Here is a 16,977-nt window from a genome sequence, read left to right as displayed (position 1 = left end):
GGCACGTCCGGGACCGCGGCGGCGAGCGCGTCGAAGTGGCACAGCTCAGTGACCAGAAGCGCGGGCGCCGTGTCGCGGCACATCAGGGCGGGCGGCCGGCCGGCCGGTGGGCGAACGCCCGCAGCGTGCTGACCGTCGCCGGTTTCGCCGCCATCGTGTACGCCATGGCGGCCAACAGCGCGACCGCGAAGACCGCACCCGAGCCGCTCGGGCTGCCCGCCGCCGCGCTGGTGGCGTACCTGGCCGGGGCGGGCACCCTGCGTCTGCTCAGGTCTGGGTGGGGAACCCGAGGTTGACCCCGCCGTGGCGCGGATCCAGCCACCGGCTGGTGACCACCTTGCCCCGGGTGAAGAACGCGACCCCTTCGGCGCCGTGCGCGTGCAGGTCGCCGAAGAGCGACGACTTCCAGCCGCCGAACGAGTAGTACGCCATCGGGACCGGGATCGGCACGTTGATGCCGACCATGCCGACCTCCACCTCGTGCTGGTAGCGCCGGGCGGCGCCACCGTCGTTGGTGAAGATCGCCGTGCCGTTGCCGTACGGACTGGCGTTGACCAGTGCCACGGCCTCGTCGTACGAGCCGACCCGGAGCACCGAGAGCACCGGCCCGAAGATCTCGTCCGTGTAGATCGACATCTCCGGGGTGACGTGGTCGAACAGGGTCGGGCCGAGCCAGAAGCCGTCCGGGTCGCCGTCGGGGTCGACCTCGCGCCCGTCGACCACCGGCACCGCGCCGGCCAGCACCCCGGCCTCGACGTACCCGCGCACCCGCGCCGCGTGCGCCGCGGTGACCAGCGGGCCCATGTCGCAGCCGCGCCGCCCGTCGCCGGTACGCAACCCGGCCATCCGCTGCGCGATCCGGGCCACCAGTTCGTCGGCGACCGGCTCGACGGCGACCAGCGCCGAGATCGCCATGCACCGCTCCCCCGCCGAGCCGAACCCGGCGTTCACCGCCGCGTCGGCGGCCAGGTCCAGGTCGGCGTCGGGCAGCACCACCATGTGGTTCTTCGCCCCGCCGAGCGCCTGCACCCGCTTGCCGGCCGCCGTGCCGCGCTGGTAGACGTACCGGGCGACCGGGGTGGAGCCGACGAACGACACCGCCTTGACCGCCGGATGGTCCAGCAGCGCGTCGACCGCCTCCTTGTCGCCGTTGACCACGTTCAGCACCCCGTCGGGCAGGCCCGCCTCGGCGAACAACTCGGCCAGCAGCAGCGCCGCGCTCGGGTCCTTCTCGCTCGGCTTCAGCACCACGGCGTTGCCGGCGGCCACCGCCACCGGGACGAACCAGAGCGGCACCATCACCGGGAAGTTGAACGGGCTGATCACCGCGACCACCCCGAGCGGCTGCCGCAGACTGTACGAGTCGACCTCGGTGGAGACGTTCTCGCTGAAGCCGCCGCGCAGCGCCGACGGGATGCCGCAGGCGTACTCGATGACCTCCAGGCCGCGCTGCACCTCGCCGGCGGCGTCAGCGAGCACCTTGCCGTGCTCGGCGGTGATCAGCTCGGCGAGCTGGTCGCGGCGGGCGTGCACCAGCTCGCGGAAGGCGAACAGCACGGCCGTCCGCTTCGCCAGCGACGCGTCCCGCCAGCTGCGAGCGGCGCGCTCGGCGGCCTCCACCGCCGCCGCGACGTCCGCGGCGGAGGCCAGCTCCACCTCGCCGGTACGCCGGCCGGTGGCCGGGTCGAAGACGTCCCCCCGCCGGGACGAGGTGCCGCCGACCCGCTTGCCGTCGACGAAGTGTCCGATGAGGTTCATGCGGGCATCGCCTCGGCGGCGGCGGAGCGGATCGCCTCGACCAGGATGGCCAGGCCCTCGCGGGCCTCCTCCTCGGTCAGGGTCAGCGGCGGGCCCATCCGCAGCACGTTGCCGTACAGCCCGCCCTTGCCGACGAGCAGGCCACCGGCCTTGCACGCCTCGAAGACGCGGGCGGCCAGCGCCGGGTCCGGCTCGGCGGTGCCCGGCCGGACGAACTCGACGCCGAGCATCAGGCCCTTGCCGCGTACCTCGGCGACGCAGTCGAGGCCGCCCACGGCGGCGCGCAGGCCGTCGGCGAGGATCGCGCCGGTGCGGGCCGCGTTCGCCTGCAGGTCGTGGTCGAGCAGGTAGTCCAGGACCGCGTTGCCGGCGGCGGTGGAGATCGGGTTGCCGCCGAAAGTCGAGAAGCTGATCGCCGGCACCGATTCCAGCACGTCGGCCCGACCGACCACGCCGGCCAGGGCGAACCCGTTGCCGATGCCCTTGGCGAAGGTGAGCAGGTCCGGCGTGACGCCGTGCGCCTGGTAGCCCCAGAAGTGCTCCCCGGTACGCCCCCAGCCGGTCTGCACCTCGTCGGAGATGAACAGGATGCCCGACTCGTCGAGCACCTTCTTCCAGGCGGCGAAGAGGCCGTCGGGGGCGTGCACGAAGCCGCCGACGCCCTGGATCGGCTCGGCGATCAGGCAGGCCACGTCACCGGCGGTCTGGGTGGCGAGCACCTCGCGCAGGTCCTCCACCGCCGCGTCGACCTGCTCGTCGGCGCCGAGCCGGGCGAGCAGGCCGCGGAGCCGCTCGCCGGAGTGCAGCCAGGCCACCTGGAGCGGGTTGAGCGCGCTCGCCGACCAGCTGCGGTGTCCGGTGATGCCCATCGCCGCGTACGACCGGCCGTGGTAGCTGTTGCGTACGGCCAGGATCTGGTGCGAGCGGCGGTAGTTGGTGGCCACCAGCAGCGCGGCCTCGTTGGCCTCGGTGCCGGAGTTGGTGAAGAAGACCCGGGCGTCCGGGATGCCGGAGAGCCGGGCCACCTTCTCGGCCAGCTCGACCTGCTGGCGGATCAGGTAGAGCGTCGAGGTGTGCACGATCCCGGTGGCCAGCTGCCGTTGCACCGCCTCCCGGATCTCGGCGATGTCGTAGCCGATCATGTTGGTCAGCACTCCACCGAAGAAGTCCAGGTAGGTGCGGCCCTGCGCGTCGGTGACCCGACGGCCTTCGCCGGAGACGAGTTCGATCGGCTCGGCGTAGTAGAGCGGCATCCAGGACGGGAGCACGGCCCGGTGCCGGGCCAGCAGGTCGTCGGAGGTCATCGTCGCACCCTTCGGTTCGCAGTACCCGCACGCTTTCACCACCGTCGCTGCCCGGACAAGTGCCAACGTGTCGCGCAGTGGCCCGCGCCCATTGACAGAGCGTCAACGCCTTTCGTCGCCGGTACGCGACCTGGCCGCGCTTCCGGTGGCGCCACTGGCCTTCGACCTGCGCCTTCGTCATCCGACCCGGCGACGCGCCAACGATCCGGCCCGGGCCGGACCGGCGGGCCGGTACGATCCGAGCCGTGCCCGAGCGTCCCGCCCCACCGCCCGGGCCCCTCGGCCCGGCCGTGGCACCGCCGAACCCCACGTCACCCGGCACCGCCGTGGCACCGCCGAACGCCACGTCGCCCGCTCCCGCCGGCGCGATCGTGCCGCTGCCGCACACCGCACCGGGCAGCGCCACCGGCACGACCGGCACGATGATCGCCGACGGCATCGCCGGCTGGATCGGCAGCGCCCCGCTTCGCGAACTGGTGGCGCGCTTCGGTGGCCGGTGGCCGGCCGGCGACCTCGCCACGGTGCTCGCCGGACTGGACGAGTTCTCCGCCAGACACTGGGACTTCCGGGCCGGCCGGGAGCGGCCCGAGGCCCGGGAACCCGACCTCGACCCGGTCACCGCCGCCCAGGTCCATGCCGCCGCGAGCACGCTCGGCCTGGTCCGGCCACAGCCGCCGGCCCGCACCCGGTACGCGCACCTGGTGGTGCTGGGCGGCCTGGCCCACGCCTGCCTGCGCCGGGTGGCGTACGCGGCACACCTGCTCCGCACCGTCGAGGTCACCGGCGAGGTGGCGGTGTTGGGCAGTTACCGACCGCTGTCCGAGGTGGAACTGCGTACCCTCGCCGCCGCCGGCCTGTCCGGCGGCGAGACCGAGGTGGATACGCTGGACGCGGCGGTACGCAGCACGTTCGGGGTGACGGTGCCGGAGGACGACGACGGCCTGGACGCCGGCCACCCGCACCACTCCTGGTCGTCGCGGACCTACCGTCCCGATGGCACCCCACCGGTGCGGGTGCTGGCCGCGCCGTCGAGCGAACCCGAACGCCGCCGCGCGCACACCGCCGACACCCAACGGTTCTGGGCCGGGCACGCCCAACTCGCCCCGGGCGAGCCGGTCCTGCTGGTCACCGCGCCGATCTACGTGCCGTTCCAGCACTGCGACGCGCTGCGCACCCTCGCCGTGCCGTACGGCTGCGAGATCAACACGGTCGGCGTCGACCCCGCGCTGCCCGACGTGACCCGGCTGCCGGAGCCCACCCTCACCCCCGGCCGCTACCTCCAGGAGATCCGCTCGGCCATCCGCTCCATGCGCGCCCTGCACACCACCCTCGCCGCCGCACCGTCCACAGTGGCCATTACGGCGGAAACCGGGCCGCGCCGACACGGAACCGACCGATAGCCTTCCCGGCACAGCGGGGACGGCTCCGATCAGCTGCCGGGCAGGCGGCGCTTGACCGCCCTGGCGACCCGCTTCGGATCCCGGATGACGGCCACCTTGCGGATCACCTCGGCCACCTGCGCGGCTCGCGAACCCTTGATGCTGCGCAACTCGGTGCGCAGCGCGCGCAGCCGGTTCTCCCGCACCTTCAGCTGCTGGTCGCGGAACTTCAGGGTGCGTTCCAGGCCGAAGACGTGCCCGGCCAGCTCCGCCGCGCGGGTCTTCGCGGCCTCGGCGTCGGCGATCGACGTACGCAGATCCTGCCCGGCATCGGTGCGACGGACATCCGCCACGGCGGCAACCTGGTCGGCGAGCTGCCGGCCCCGGTCGAGCACCTCGGTGGTCGACTCCTCGCCGCTCATCCCCAGCCAGGTGCGGACCAGGTCCTGCTCGGTCATCCACGGCGGCCACGGGTGCCGGTGGTGGCCGCCGACCAGCCGGTCGTGGAAGCGGTGCCAGGCGGCCGACAGCAGTTCCACGGCGCTGCTGTCCGCAGCGGTCCGCCAGGCCAGCACGCCCCTGGCGAAGGTGTCACCGTCGACGCCGGTGTCGTCCAGTCGGATGACGCCGAGGCCGGTCGCGGCGTCGTGCTTGCGCGCCCAGTCGCCCAGCCGCCCGGCGATCCGGCGGAACTCCGGGACGTCCTCGGCGGCAGCGGCCCGCAGCAGCAGACGCTCCACCGACTCGGTGTCCGGCACCTCGGCGGTCCCGGCGACGGCGATCAGATCGCCCGACCGGCCGCTGTCGCCAGCACGGTCTGCCAGCTGCCAGCGGCCGTCGTGCAGGTTGGCGGTGAGCACCGAGGACGCTGCCCCGTTCCGGGCGTAGACGGTACGCGCGGCCACCGGTCCGCACACCGCGAGCCAGCCCGGCGTCACGGCCCCGAGCTGACCGGCGCGGGCCGCCGCGTCGACGCTCTCGGCCAGCGGTGCGAGCAGTGGCGCGACGGCCGCCGCGGCGTCGACGGCCCGCACGGCCAAGCGCGCCGCCGGGTGGCCCGGCCGGGTGCCGGCGGCGGCGTCGGCCTCGATGAGGGTGTGCGCCTCGCCCGCCACATCGATCAGCGAGTAGAGCGTGGACACCTCGAAGCCCAGTGTGGCGAGGGCCGCCCGCACCTGGGCCGGGGAGGTGGGACGGCTCGGGTCGTCGTGCAGCGGCCACCACTCGTCGTCGCCGTGCCGCTCGTGCCCGGGACGCCGGTCGAACAGCTCGGTCAGCGCGAAGTCGTTCCGTACCGCGACGAGGATCACCGCGCCGGCCGCGGCGGTACGGGCCAGCGCCGCCGCCCGGCGCTGCCAGTCCTGCTGGGACGAGTCGGTGCTCATCACCCGGTCCAGGCCGTCGGCGGCGAGCACCAGATCGAACGCGTCACCCTCGCCCAGGCTGTCGACGAACCCGTCGAGTGAGCCGGCGACAATCGTGACGTCGGCGCTGGGCGTCGCCGCGCGCAGCGCCTGCGCGTCGCTCACCGAGCGGACCAGCACGGTGGTGTGGGCGCTGCGCGCGGCGACCGCGTCGACGACATCGCTGCCGTGCGGGCCGACCACCAGCGCCCGCGACGAGCGTGGCAGCAGGTCGGCGAGCAGCGCGGTGAGCACCGGTCCACCGGCCGGTGCCCGGCCGCCCGAACAGTCGGTCCACGGCTGCATCTCGCCCCGGACGACCTCGACGCTGATCGAGCCGTTGTCAGTCACGTTGGTTCCAATCGAAGAGCATGCGCATCTCGGCTGGCGACGCCATCCACGCGCGGCCCAGTTCCTGGTCGGTGATGTCGCGCGCGGCGGCGACATCGATGTCCTTGCCGTGCATCTCCGGCCAGAGCCGGGCCACCCGGGCGACGCCGCCGAACAGCGGATTCTCGCCCTCCATCACCATCGGGTCGCCGTAGACGGCCGGCTCGCAACCGGCGGCGACCCCGTAGAAGACGGCGGTGGAGAGCCGGTTGGCGGCGACCCGCTTGTGCCGGCGGAACGCTGCCAGCTGCTTGTAGAGGAAGCGCCGGTCGGTGCCCTCGTAGTTCCAGCCGCGCCGGCCGAAACTGATCACCTCGAAGCCGGCCCGCTCGTAGAAGCCGCGGACCTCGGGGCGGTCGTACTCGGTGTAGTAGAGACTGAACGTCACCGGCCCGGGTTCGGTCTCCCGGATCTCGTCGATCAGGCGGGCGTGGTCCCCCTGGATCTTGCCGCCCTCCCAGCCGTGGAAGAGGAACCACAGGGTGCCCTCGCGCTTCTCCTCGGGCACCGCGCCCAGTTCGGGTTCGAGGTCCATCAGATAGAGCCAGGGTGCGCCGATCACGTGGTAGTTGCGTCGGCCCAGGGAATGGCCGCGCCGGCGGGGCGCGTCGCTCCAGACGTACCGCCACGCGCCGTCGAAGAACTCGTGCACCGGGTTCCAACCGCAGCCGACGTTCCAGCCGTGCTGCAGGTAGCCACGCAGCCGCGGTGGGAACTCGTCGTCCAGCCCGCAGTGCCGGGCGAGGATGTGGGTCTGGCCGTAGTAGTGGTTGTGGTGGTGCATGATCACCGAACCTCGAGGTGCAGGCGGCCGGAGCGGGGGCGCAGGCTGGTCGAGCGTTCACCGAGGTCGACGTCGACGGGTAGCCGGGCGATCAGGTACGGGTCCGCGGCCAGTGCGTACGGCGTCTCGTCACCCGGCGGCAGCACCCACAGGGTCCAGTCCGCCAGCAGGTCGCTGCCCGGCTGCGGCACCGACGGCCCGGTCACCAGGTCGGTCAGGTCGACCGCGGCGGACCACTCGCCGTCCACCCGGCGGACCTGGCACGGCACGTCCATGTGGTGGTCGGCCTCGTCGACGAAGCGCCGCCAGACAATGGCACCGGGGTCGGTGTCGTCCCAGAGCCGGCCCCGGACCACGAGGCGGTCACCCGTCGCCTGGACCTCGTCGGCCCGCAGCCGCATCGGGCCCTCGAAGATGTTGACGTACTGGCCGACGGAGCGGGTGATCGTGACCACCCGGTCCTTGTGGACCACGGAGACCGGGGCATCGAGACCGGTGGCGAGCAGCAGCTTGGTGTCCTGGCCGGCGTCGATGCTCGGTACCCGGACCGTACGCAGGGTGAACGGGTCGTCCGGGCTGGCCGTGTCGATCAGGTCCGACAGCGGCACGCCGGCGGTGAACCGCACCCGCTCCCCCTCGGGCCAGGTCTGCAGGGGAACCTGGACCGTCCCCGAGGAGCGGGTCAGCCGCAGGTGCGCGCCCGCGAGCGCGGCGGGCATGCGGCCGGCAAAGACCATCTCGCCGTCGTCGACGGTGACCTCGGTCAACTCGACCGGCCGGACCATCCTGCGCAGGATGATCTCGCCGGCGGCGGTGGTGCCCGGCTGGATCCAGGTGTCGTCGGTGACCCAGGAACCGGTGGCGTTCTGCGCGTTGCCCGGCAGCGGAAGACGCAGCTTGCCGCTGCGGCGCAGCATGCCGACCCGCAGGTCGACCCGGATCACGGCTCCCGGCACGTTGGCCGGCAGCGCCGCGAGCGCGGCCCGGGGGACCCGCGTCTCGAAGCCGACCAGCGCCTGCTCACGGTGCGAGTCTCGGGCGGTGAAGCGCGCGACCGGCAACGTGACCCGGTGGCCGCGGTGCACCAGCGTCAGCCGCAACGCCGAGTTGTCGCCGGTTGGCAGGTGCCGGATCTCGGCGCTGCCCCGGATCACCAGGGCGTCGTCGTCCCAGCGGTACTGGGCGACGGTGGTGTGCAGGTTGAGTTCCTTGCGGGGCAGCCGGTAGAGCTGGCGGGGCACCGTCGAGGTGCCGGCGGCGGCCGGGTAGTCGTTCTCGTACCGCCAGGGCAGGAGGCCGTGCCGGCGGGCCCGGGCGCCACCGGTCAGGCCGCCCTCGGCCCGGAACTCCGCCAACCGGCGCAGCAGATCGACGTCGCCGGCCTCCAGGGCGCGGTACTGCAGCCGTTCGTACGAGGACGTGCCCTCCAGCACCCGCGGGTCCAGCCGGTGCGTCAGCCGCTGACCCAGCTCGACGAGCGGCTGCCGCTCGTGCTCCTCCGCGGTGGCGAACGCCTGCACCACGGTGGCCAGGTCGATCTCGGTGAAGTGCCGGTGCACTCGGTCACGCAGTTCGGGGGCGCGCGTGTCAACCAGGTCCAGCACCATCTCGGCCGAGGTGATCCGGTCGGCGAGGTTGCCGTACTGGAACTTCTGCTGGGTGATCGACTCGCCGGACTCCCGTTCCCGCCAGAAGTACACCGGGGCGGCGAGGCAGTCGACGGTCACCGCGTCCAGGTGCGCCTTGAGCGTGACGGGGTAGTCCTCGTAGCGGATCGGCGGGAACTCCAGCTTGAACTCGTCCCAGAACGAGCGCCGGTAGACCTTGTTCCACACCATCCGGTCCAGAGCCAGGGCCGGGTACTCCAGGATGTGGGTGGCCCGCCGGTCCGTGGTGAAGATGCTGCGGTGCAGATACGCCAACCGTACGCCGGAGGTGTTGTTGAACCGGCGTGCGTTGCCGCCGACCAGCGACGAACCGGTCTCGTCCAGGGAGCGCACCATCGCCTCGTAGGCGTGCGGGGCGACCAGGTCGTCGCTGTCCACGAAGGTGATGTACTCGCCCTCGCTGTGCCGCACGCCGGTGTTGCGGGCCGGGCCGAGGCCCTGGTTTTCCTGGGTGACGATCCGGAACCGGGGATCGCGCGCGCAGAACCCGCGGGCGATCCTCGCGCTCTGGTCGCGGGACCCGTCGTCGACGAGGATCGCCTCGAAGTCCCGGAAGGTCTGCCGGGCCAGCGACTCCAGGCAGTCCTTGATGTAGTCGGCGACGTTGTAGAACGGGACGACGACGCTAAGCCGAGGCGCCACGCCGCCCCCTTCGGGGTGCCGGGCGGGTCGCGTGCGCGGCGAGGTTGCTCGCCGCTGTGCGACACCTGACGGGGTTGGCGATCCACGCCTGGTACTTCACGGCACCACTTCCGAGGGGTTGGGCGACGACCGGGCCAGGCTAGCCGAACCAGCTGCGCCCGAGGGACCTGACCCCGGGTCATATCTCCCCGAATGTCCGGGTCGTGAACGGAGGTCGACGCGAGGGTGAACGGCAGGTGGCGCGCCGGTGCGGACTACCGCTGAGCGGTGGCGCGGACGGCCTCGGCGAAGACCTCGGAGCGGTGTTCGAAGTTGCGGAATCGGCCGTAGCTCGGTGCGGCCGGGGAGAGCAGCACCACCCCGCCGGCCGGGGTGACCTGGCGGGCCAGCTGCACCGCGTCGGCGAGGTCCTCGACCAGCTCGGTACGCACCTTCGGCAGCCCGTCGAGCGCCTCGATGATGCGCGGGCCGCTGTCCGGGATGCCGATCACGGTGAGTTCCCGCTCGGCCAGGTGATCACGCAGCGGGGTGTAGTCGACGCCCCGGTCGTTGCCGCCGACGATCACGGTCAACGGCCGCCCGTCGTACGCGTCGATGGCGTGCATGGCCGCGTATGGGCTGGTCGCCAGGGTGTCGTCGACGAAGGTCAGACCCGACGGATCGGCGATCTCGGTCAGCCGGTGGGCCAGTCCCTGGAACTCGGCCACCGCCACGGCCAGGGTGTCCTTGCGGTCGACCAGGTCCACGCCGAGCGCGTCCAGCACGGCCAGCGCCACGCAGAGGTTGCCCTCGTTGTGCCGGCCGACCAGCGGCAGCACCGCCCGTGGGAACAGCGGCTGGTCGACCCGGTGGAACCAGGGCGTACCGTCCGGGCCGGCGGCCACGTTCACCGAGTCGGCGGTGCCGGCGCGGACCGCCGCACGGTCGCCCAGTTCGAACGCCAGCCGCGGGTCCGCGCCGTTGACGATGACGGTGCGTGGCCCGTACGCCAGCAGGTTGAGCTTGTCCCGGTAGTACTCCCGCTCACCGCCGTGCGCGTCGAGGTGCTCGGGAAACAGCGCGGTGACCACCGCCACCCGCGGCGAGTCGGTCAGGTCGCTGCACTGGTAGCTGGACAGCTCCAGCACGTACAGCTCCGCCTCCGGCAGGTCCAGCGTCGGCACACCGATGTTGCCGCCGAAGACGTTCGGCCGGTCCACCGCGGCCAGCAGGTGACTGATCAGGCTCGACGTGGTGCTCTTGCCCTTGCTGCCGGTCACCCCGACGGTGCGATCGCCGTGGTCGGCCATCCACAGCGCGGTGCCCTGGGTGACCGTGGCGCCCCGGCGACGCAGCTCCACCAGCCACGGATGGGTCTGCGGCACGCCCGGCGAGCGGACCACCACGTCGGCGGCGGCCAGCCGGGCGAAGCCCTCCTCGCCGGTGACCAGCGGGGCGGCCTCCGCCAGCGGCCCGTCCCAGGGCAGCGAGAGGAAGTTGGCGCTGTCGTCGACGGCGACCAGGTCCGCCGGCCCGTGGGCGGCGATCGCGATCACCGCCGCCCGCCCCTCCCGGCCGGCCCCCCAGACGGCGACGGTACGTCCGCGCAGGTCAGACAGGCGCACGGGTTCTCCTCCGGTTCGGCGACGGCAGGGCACGGGCACGGTCCGGCGGAGCCGGGCACGGCCGGACGAACCAGGGCCTAGTATGGCGTGTGCCCAATACGCAGCTCCGGCGGATGGACGCCTTCACCTTCCCGTCCTACTCGATCGACCTCTCCACCGGGGAGGTGTTGTTCGACTACGCCCTGACCGGGCCCGACGGCGAGCAGAGATTCACCGAGGTGATCACGCTGCCGGTGCCCGAGGAGTCACCCTCGGACGCCGCCGTGGCGACCCTCGGCCGGGTGCTGGAGCTGCTGCACGTGGTGGCCGGGGTCAGCTACTACAAGACCGCCGCGCCGGGGCAGCTGGTGCTGCCGGCACCGCTCGGCCCGGCCGCCGCCGGGTTCGTCACGGCCGTCTACACCAAGGGCCTCGCCGAGTACGCGTACCGCAACCAGCTGCCGTACGTGCTGGAGCTGACCCCTCAGGTTCCGGCCGGGCGGGTCAAGCCCGCCGGTGAGTACGACAACTCCGACCGGCGCCCGTTGTCGGCGGTCGGCGGCGGCAAGGACTCGATCGTCAGCCTGGAGGCGCTGCGCCGGGCCGGGCTCGACCCGGTGCCCTTCTCGGTCAACCCGAACCATGTGATCAACGCGGTGAACGAGGCGTCCGGGCTCACCCCGCTCGCCGCCCGGCGGCGCATCGACCCGGTGCTGTTCGAGCTGAACGCGGCCGGCGCCCGCAACGGGCACATCCCGGTCACCGCGATCAACTCGCTGATCGCGGTCGCCACCGCGGTGCTGCACGGGCTGGGTCCGGTGGTGATGTCCAACGAGCGCTCGGCGTCCGACCCGAACCTGATCTGGAACGGTCACGAGATCAACCACCAGTGGTCCAAGGGGGTGGAGGCCGAGGGGCTGCTGCGGGCGGCCCTCGCCGAGCACGCCGGGCTGACCGAGCCGTACTTCTCGCTGCTGCGCCCCCTGTCGGAGCTGCACATCGCCCGGCTGTTCGCCACCATCGACCGCTACGACGACGTGGTGACCAGCTGCAACGCGGCGTTCAAGCTCCGCGACGCCAGCGAGCGGTGGTGCCGCAACTGCCCCAAGTGCCGGTTCGTCTTCCTGGCCCTCGCGCCGTTCATGTCCCGCGAGCGGATCACCCACATCTTCGGCGGTGACCTGCTCGCCGACGAGACGCAGATCCCCGGCTACCGGGAGCTGCTCGGCGTGGACGGGCACAAGCCGTTCGAGTGCGTCGGCGAGGTGGAGGAGTCGGTGGTGGCGCTCAGCCTGCTCGCCGAGCAGCCCGACTGGCGGGACACTCCGGTCGTCCGCGCCCTGGTCGATGCCGTCCCCGACACCGCCTGGGCGACGGCCGCCACCTCCGACGTCTTCACCCCCGGCGGCGGCCCCAACTACGTCCCGCCCACCTACACCAAGGCCCTGCACTCCCTCACCGCGTAGCGCCGGCTCGTCGGCGGTCAGCCGAGCCGGTGCCGGATCGCGTACGCGGCCGCCTCGGTGCGGTTCCGGGCGCCGATCTTCGCGAACGCGTTGTTGGTGTGGGTCTTGATAGTTTGCGGCCCGCACGACGGTGCCGCGACGGTCAACCCGGGATCCGATGGTCCGCTCCTTCATGACCAGCACGCTACGAACGGACCCGGTTGGACCGACACCATCAGAGGATGGAGATCAGGGCGGAGCCACCGCCCCCCACCCTGCCGATCATGGACTTGTGGTGGGCGTTCTGCACCCTGTAAGGCTTTTGCGGGGCACCACAACTGCATGATCGGCGCGCACGGGGCACCGGGCCCGCCACCAGCCGTTACCCCGTGCCGCCTTTGCTCTGCTTCAACCGACGCAACGGTCACTACGTGTGTCTGCCGCTGTCGCGCGTTGGCAATGGCCCGATGTGTTGCCGCTGGTCAGCTGCCATTGCCTGGGTTGAAGCAGAGCAAAGCATGCGCGAGGTTGACCAGCGACGACCCGGCCGCCTTTACGCAGGGTTGCAGTCGCGCACGGTTAAGGGCCGGTCAGCGGCGGGAACTGTTCAGGGCAGGGAAACGGTTCGGGGCAGGGGCGCGGTTCGGCGCCGGGGGCGGGTGGGGGCGGCTAGGGGGTGCGGATGGCGTCGAGGGCGAGGAGGGCGACGTGGAGCGAGAGGCAGGCGTCGACCGAGTCGAGGTCGATGTCGAGGATCCGGCCGATGCGGGCCAGCCGCTCGTAGAACGCCGGCCGGGACAGGTGCGCCGCGGCGGCCGCCGCCGACTTGTTCCGGCCCTGTTCCAGGTACGCCCGCAGGGTGCCGAGCAGCTGTTCCCGGGGATGCTGGGCGTCGTACGCCAGCAGGGCCCCCAGCTCCCGCTCGACGAACGTCTGCAGGCGCGGCTCGTCGCGCAGCAGGTGCAGCAGCCCGGCCAGCCCGACGTGCGGCAGCCGGAAGATCGGCAGGTCCCGCCGGTCCCGCCGGGCCGCCTCGGCGACCTGCCGAGCCTCGATCAGCGACCGTCCCGCCTCGCGTAGGCTGCCCACCCCGGACCCGGCCGCGATGACCAGCCCGCCGGGTGCCCGGGCATCGGGGCGGGCCCGGCGCAGCGCGGCGGCGAATGCGGCCAGCGCCCGCTCCTCCGCCACCGGGTCGGGCAGGGCCAGCAGCACGCCGACCGCCTGGTCGTCGACCGCGCTGGTCAGCCCGGTCAGATTGGCCTCGCGCAGTGCTTGACCCACCGCCTCGGCGAGATCCCGCAGCCGGGCCGGACCGGGATCACCGCCGGGCTCACCGGCCGGGCCGTTCTCCCCCGCCGGCTCGTCGGCCCGGTGCCGGACCACCACCCCGACCAGGTGGCGACGCTCCAGCACCAGCCCCAGCGCCCGGGCCCGCAGGGCCACCTCGTCCACCGGCCGGGAGCGGTCCAGCAGCGCGGTGAGCAGGGTGCGGTGGATCTGCCGTTCCAGCCCCTCGGCGTCGCGGCGGATCAGCCGGCCCAGCGCCAGGGTCGAGGCGGCCCGCTCGATCAGGATGGTCAGCCGGGTGGGCGGGGCGACCGGGCCCGCCAGCGCGTCGTCCGCCGGGTCGAGAGCGACCCGGCCGGGGCTCAGGTCAGCTGCGGCGGGCCAGCGCAGCAGCAGCCGACCCCAGTCCTCGCCCCGGGCCCCGACCATGGTCACCAGCCAGCCGCTGTCCGGGTCGTACGCGGTGCGGCCGGCCGGCCGGATCCGCCGGGAGTGCTGCTCCCAGCCGTCGAGCAGCAGCTCGGCGCTCTCCCCCGCCGGGTCGTACGCGAGCACCTGCCGGGACAGGTTCTCCAGCACCACCGGGCAGCCGGACAGCTCGGCGGCCTGCCGGACCACCTCCCCCGGGTCGGCGCCCTCCACGGACAGCTCGGTGAACCGCTGGTGGATCTCCTCGGTGGCGCGCAGCTCGGTGAGCTGGGCGTCCACGATCAGCGCGTGCACCGCCTCGGTGATCCGGACGAACGGGGTGGCCCGGCGCAGCTCCACCAACGGCAGGCCGTGCCGCTCGGCGGCGACGGCCATCACCCGCGGCACCCCGGTCAGGTAGCGCCGGCCCAGCTCGACCACCAGCCCGGAGACGCCGACACCGGCCAGGTCGCCGATGAAGGCCCGCAGCCCGGCATCGTCGCCCGGCAGCCCGATGCCGGTGGTGAGCACGAGCTCGCCGCCGCCGAGCAGGGTGGCGATGTCCGGTACCTCGGCCACGTGCACCCAGCGCACCGGACGGTCCAGCCCGGCCTCCCCGGCGACCAGGCGCGGGGCGCCGTGGCGGACCGGGTCCAGGGCGAGGACCTCACGGACGGTGGGAAACACGGGCGACACGGTACCCGCAGCTCACCGCGAACCTCGACCGTCGGGGCCGGGTTACCACGGGTCGTCGCGTCCCAGCTCCCAGCAGGCCACGGCGGTGGCGGCGGCGACGTTGAGCGAGTCGACGCCCCGCCGCATCGGGATCACCACCCGGGCGTCGCTGGCCTCCATCGCCGCCCGGGTCAGGCCCGCCCCCTCGGCGCCGAGCAGCAGCGCGGCGCGGGCCCGCTGGGCCGGGTCGAGCCGCTGGATGGCGACGGCGTCCGGCGCCGGGGTCATCGCCAGCACGGTGAAGCCGGCGGCACGCACCTCGGCCAGCGCCGCCGGCCAGGGCTCCAGTTTGGCGTACGGCACGGCGAACACCTCGCCCATGCTGACCCGTACGCTGCGCCGGTAGAGCGGGTCGGCGCAGGACGGGGAGAGCAGCACCGCGTCCACTCCGAGCGCCGCGACCGCCCGGAAGATCGCGCCCAGGTTGGTGTGGTTGTTGACGTCCTCCAGGATCACCACCCGGCGGGCGGCGGCCAGCACCTCGGCGGCGGCCGGCAACGGCTTGCGCCGGAACGAGGCGAGCACCCCCCGGTGCACGTGGAAGCCGGTGGCCTCGCGCAGCACGTCGGGGGTGGCGGCGTACACCGGGGCGTCGCCGGTGTCCAGGTCGGCGAGCTGGTCGACCCGCTTGGCGTCGACCAGGTACGACCGGGCCGGGTAGCCGGCCCGCAGCGCCCGGCGCAGCACCAGCTCACCTTCGGCGATGAACAGGCCGTGCGGCGGTTCCCAGCGGGTCCGCAGCTCGACGTCAGTCAGCGCGCGGTAGTCGGCGATCCGCTCGTCGTCGGGATCGGTGATCAGGTGGACGGGCACCCGCCGATTCTGCCGGACCCGCCGTGGTCCATCTCCAGAGGCTCGACCCCGTTGCCACCACGACGATCACTCGCCCCTCACCGCTCGGTAGCGGCGCCGCCCGAGCTGGTGATCCACGTGGGTGGTACGTGGCGGGTGAGCCAGACGCCGTTGGCGGCCCGGTAGAAGGCGAACCCGCTGCGGTGCATGCCGGCCGCGTCGATGGTCAGGATGACCGGTTCGCCGCGTCGGGCGCCGACCGTCGCGGCGGTCCGCTGATCGGCGGACAGGTGGACGTGGGTACGGCGGCGCGGCTGGAGCCCGTGGGCGCCGATGCTGGTCAGGAAGCGGGCGACGGTGCCGTGGTAGAGCACGGGCGGCGGGGTGGCCGGTTCGAGTCCCAGGTCGACATCGATCGAGTGCCCCTGGGCGGCCCGGATCCGGCCGCCGTGGAGCTCGAACCGTTGCTTGTCGGTGCCGGCGATCAGCCGGTCGAGCAGGGCCGGGGTGACGGGTCGGCCGTGCCGGGCCAGCGCGGCGAGCAGGACGTCCACGTCCACCCAGCCGCCCTCGTCGAGGGCGATCCCGACTTGGTCCGGACGGTGGCGCAGCACGTACGCGAGGAGTTTGCTGACCGGCGTGAGCTGGTCGGTCATGGCTGGCGCCGGATCTGGTCGAGGAGATCCTGCACCAGGGCCTGGCGCTGCGGACGCCAGGTCGCCCAGTACCGGATCTTCGGCAGTCCGTCGATCGGGACCGCGCGCAGCCCGTCGGGCAGCCCGACGCAGCCGTTGACGACGGTCGCGCCGACGCCCAGTCCGGCCAGGTGCACCAGCAGATCCCAGCCGTCGACCTCGGCGGCCACCTGCCAGCGCACGCCCGCGTCGAGCAGGGCACGGTCCAACGCTCGCCGATGCGCCCGCCCGGCCGGGGGCACGACGAGATCCAGGCCGTCCAGGTCGCGGAGCCGGACCTGCCGGCGGGCGGCGAGCGGATGCCGGTCGTCGATCACGAGCACCTGCCGGTGGGCGGCGATCTGGGTCGCCTCGAACTGCCGCGTCGGGGGGTCGTGCGCGATGACGGCCAGGTCGGCCTGGCCGGCGGAGAGGGCCGCGAGGGCGGCGTCCCGGTTGGCGGTGATGACGTGTACGCGGCGACCCTGTCGGCCGATCCGCCGGATCGGCTCGGCGATCACCCAGCGCAGCGCGCCCCGGCCGGCCGCGATGGTCACCGTGGGCGTGGACTCGTGGTGGAGTTCCCGCAGGAACTCGTCGGCCCGCCGCCGCGAGTCCAGCGCGTACGCGGCGAGCCGCTCACCGGCCGCGGTCAGCGTCAGCCGCCGACCGTCCCGTTCGTAGAGTTCGACGCCGAGCGCCGTCGCCAGCTTCCTGATTTTC

The 16,977-nt window shown here is 73.2% G+C and carries 13 protein-coding genes and 1 pseudogene; 3 read left to right on the top strand and 11 right to left on the bottom strand.

Annotated features, from left to right (window positions below; all coding sequences use genetic code 11):
* A pseudogene (locus tag AB0M52_RS15180) lies at positions 1-296 on the top strand (hypothetical protein); the annotation flags it as partial.
* Here AB0M52_RS15180 and AB0M52_RS15175 read toward each other — a convergent pair.
* Both AB0M52_RS15175 and AB0M52_RS15170 read right to left on the bottom strand, forming a co-directional pair.
* On the bottom strand, positions 268-1,758 hold the full coding sequence (locus AB0M52_RS15175; protein WP_363953539.1) for a CoA-acylating methylmalonate-semialdehyde dehydrogenase: 1,491 nt from the start codon (positions 1,756-1,758) through the stop codon (positions 268-270). The pseudogene AB0M52_RS15180 and the gene AB0M52_RS15175 sit on opposite strands and share 29 nt — an antisense overlap.
* Positions 1,755-3,062 (bottom strand): aspartate aminotransferase family protein, encoded by a 1,308-nt coding sequence (locus tag AB0M52_RS15170; protein WP_363953537.1) that lies wholly within the window; start codon positions 3,060-3,062, stop codon positions 1,755-1,757. Before AB0M52_RS15170 ends, AB0M52_RS15175 begins: the two co-directional genes overlap by 4 nt.
* Positions 3,063-3,307: 245 nt before the next feature.
* Here AB0M52_RS15170 and AB0M52_RS15165 point away from each other — a divergent pair, with 245 nt between their 5' ends.
* Complete coding sequence (locus AB0M52_RS15165; RefSeq protein WP_363953535.1) at positions 3,308-4,462, top strand: hypothetical protein; 1,155 nt, start codon at positions 3,308-3,310, stop codon at positions 4,460-4,462.
* A 29-nt stretch (positions 4,463-4,491) separates the two neighbouring features.
* Here the strand turns inward: AB0M52_RS15165 and AB0M52_RS15160 are convergent, their stop codons facing one another.
* The 4 genes from AB0M52_RS15160 to murD form a co-directional block, all read right to left on the bottom strand.
* Positions 4,492-6,195, bottom strand: a complete 1,704-nt coding sequence (locus tag AB0M52_RS15160; RefSeq protein WP_363953533.1) for a hypothetical protein — start codon at positions 6,193-6,195, stop codon at positions 4,492-4,494.
* Complete coding sequence (locus tag AB0M52_RS15155; RefSeq protein WP_363953531.1) at positions 6,188-7,018, bottom strand: hypothetical protein; 831 nt, start codon at positions 7,016-7,018, stop codon at positions 6,188-6,190. The genes AB0M52_RS15160 and AB0M52_RS15155 overlap by 8 nt, the downstream gene beginning before the upstream one ends.
* Before the next feature lie 2 nt (positions 7,019-7,020).
* Complete coding sequence (locus tag AB0M52_RS15150) at positions 7,021-9,327, bottom strand: glycosyltransferase family 2 protein (protein WP_363953529.1); 2,307 nt, start codon at positions 9,325-9,327, stop codon at positions 7,021-7,023.
* A 254-nt stretch (positions 9,328-9,581) separates the two neighbouring features.
* Positions 9,582-10,931, bottom strand: a complete 1,350-nt coding sequence (murD, locus tag AB0M52_RS15145; protein ID WP_363953527.1) for a UDP-N-acetylmuramoyl-L-alanine--D-glutamate ligase — start codon at positions 10,929-10,931, stop codon at positions 9,582-9,584.
* 89 nt (positions 10,932-11,020) lie between these two features.
* On the opposite strand from murD, the gene AB0M52_RS15140 reads away from it, so the two are divergent.
* Positions 11,021-12,376, top strand: a complete 1,356-nt coding sequence (locus tag AB0M52_RS15140; protein WP_363953526.1) for a hypothetical protein — start codon at positions 11,021-11,023, stop codon at positions 12,374-12,376.
* A gap of 17 nt (positions 12,377-12,393) precedes the next feature.
* On the opposite strand, the gene AB0M52_RS15135 is transcribed toward AB0M52_RS15140, so the two are convergent.
* From AB0M52_RS15135 to AB0M52_RS15115, 5 genes are all read right to left on the bottom strand, one after another.
* A complete protein-coding gene (locus tag AB0M52_RS15135; RefSeq protein ID WP_363953524.1) occupies positions 12,394-12,522 on the bottom strand; it encodes a LuxR C-terminal-related transcriptional regulator in 129 nt (42 codons plus the stop codon).
* A 502-nt stretch (positions 12,523-13,024) separates the two neighbouring features.
* On the bottom strand, positions 13,025-14,749 hold the full coding sequence (locus AB0M52_RS15130) for a PucR family transcriptional regulator (protein WP_363953521.1): 1,725 nt from the start codon (positions 14,747-14,749) through the stop codon (positions 13,025-13,027).
* Between the two features lie 42 nt (positions 14,750-14,791).
* Positions 14,792-15,601: an RNA methyltransferase gene (locus AB0M52_RS15125; RefSeq protein ID WP_363953519.1), complete on the bottom strand. Its 810-nt coding sequence runs from the start codon at positions 15,599-15,601 to the stop codon at positions 14,792-14,794.
* 77 nt (positions 15,602-15,678) lie between these two features.
* Complete coding sequence (locus AB0M52_RS15120; RefSeq protein WP_363953518.1) at positions 15,679-16,236, bottom strand: RNA 2'-phosphotransferase; 558 nt, start codon at positions 16,234-16,236, stop codon at positions 15,679-15,681.
* The coding region (locus tag AB0M52_RS15115) for a LysR substrate-binding domain-containing protein (protein WP_363953516.1) at positions 16,233-16,977 on the bottom strand (745 nt) is incomplete at its 5' end. The genes AB0M52_RS15115 and AB0M52_RS15120, both read right to left, overlap by 4 nt.

This window comes from Micromonospora sp. NPDC051296 (genome assembly GCF_040682255.1).
GTDB classification, from domain to species: domain Bacteria; phylum Actinomycetota; class Actinomycetes; order Mycobacteriales; family Micromonosporaceae; genus Micromonospora; species Micromonospora craterilacus.
The sequence above is the reverse complement of the archived record's forward strand: the minus strand, read 5'-3'. Positions and strand labels throughout refer to the sequence as shown.

Bases quoted from the DNA above. Each gene is read 5' to 3' on its own strand.
- AB0M52_RS15170 (WP_363953537.1), bottom strand. From the start codon at position 3,062: ATGACCTCCGACGACCTGCTGGCCCGGCACCGGGCCGTGCTCCCGTCC.
- AB0M52_RS15120 (WP_363953518.1), bottom strand. From the start codon at position 16,236: ATGACCGACCAGCTCACGCCGGTCAGCAAACTCCTCGCGTACGTGCTG.
- AB0M52_RS15175 (WP_363953539.1), bottom strand. From the start codon at position 1,758: ATGAACCTCATCGGACACTTCGTCGACGGCAAGCGGGTCGGCGGCACC.
- AB0M52_RS15155 (WP_363953531.1), bottom strand. From the start codon at position 7,018: ATGCACCACCACAACCACTACTACGGCCAGACCCACATCCTCGCCCGG.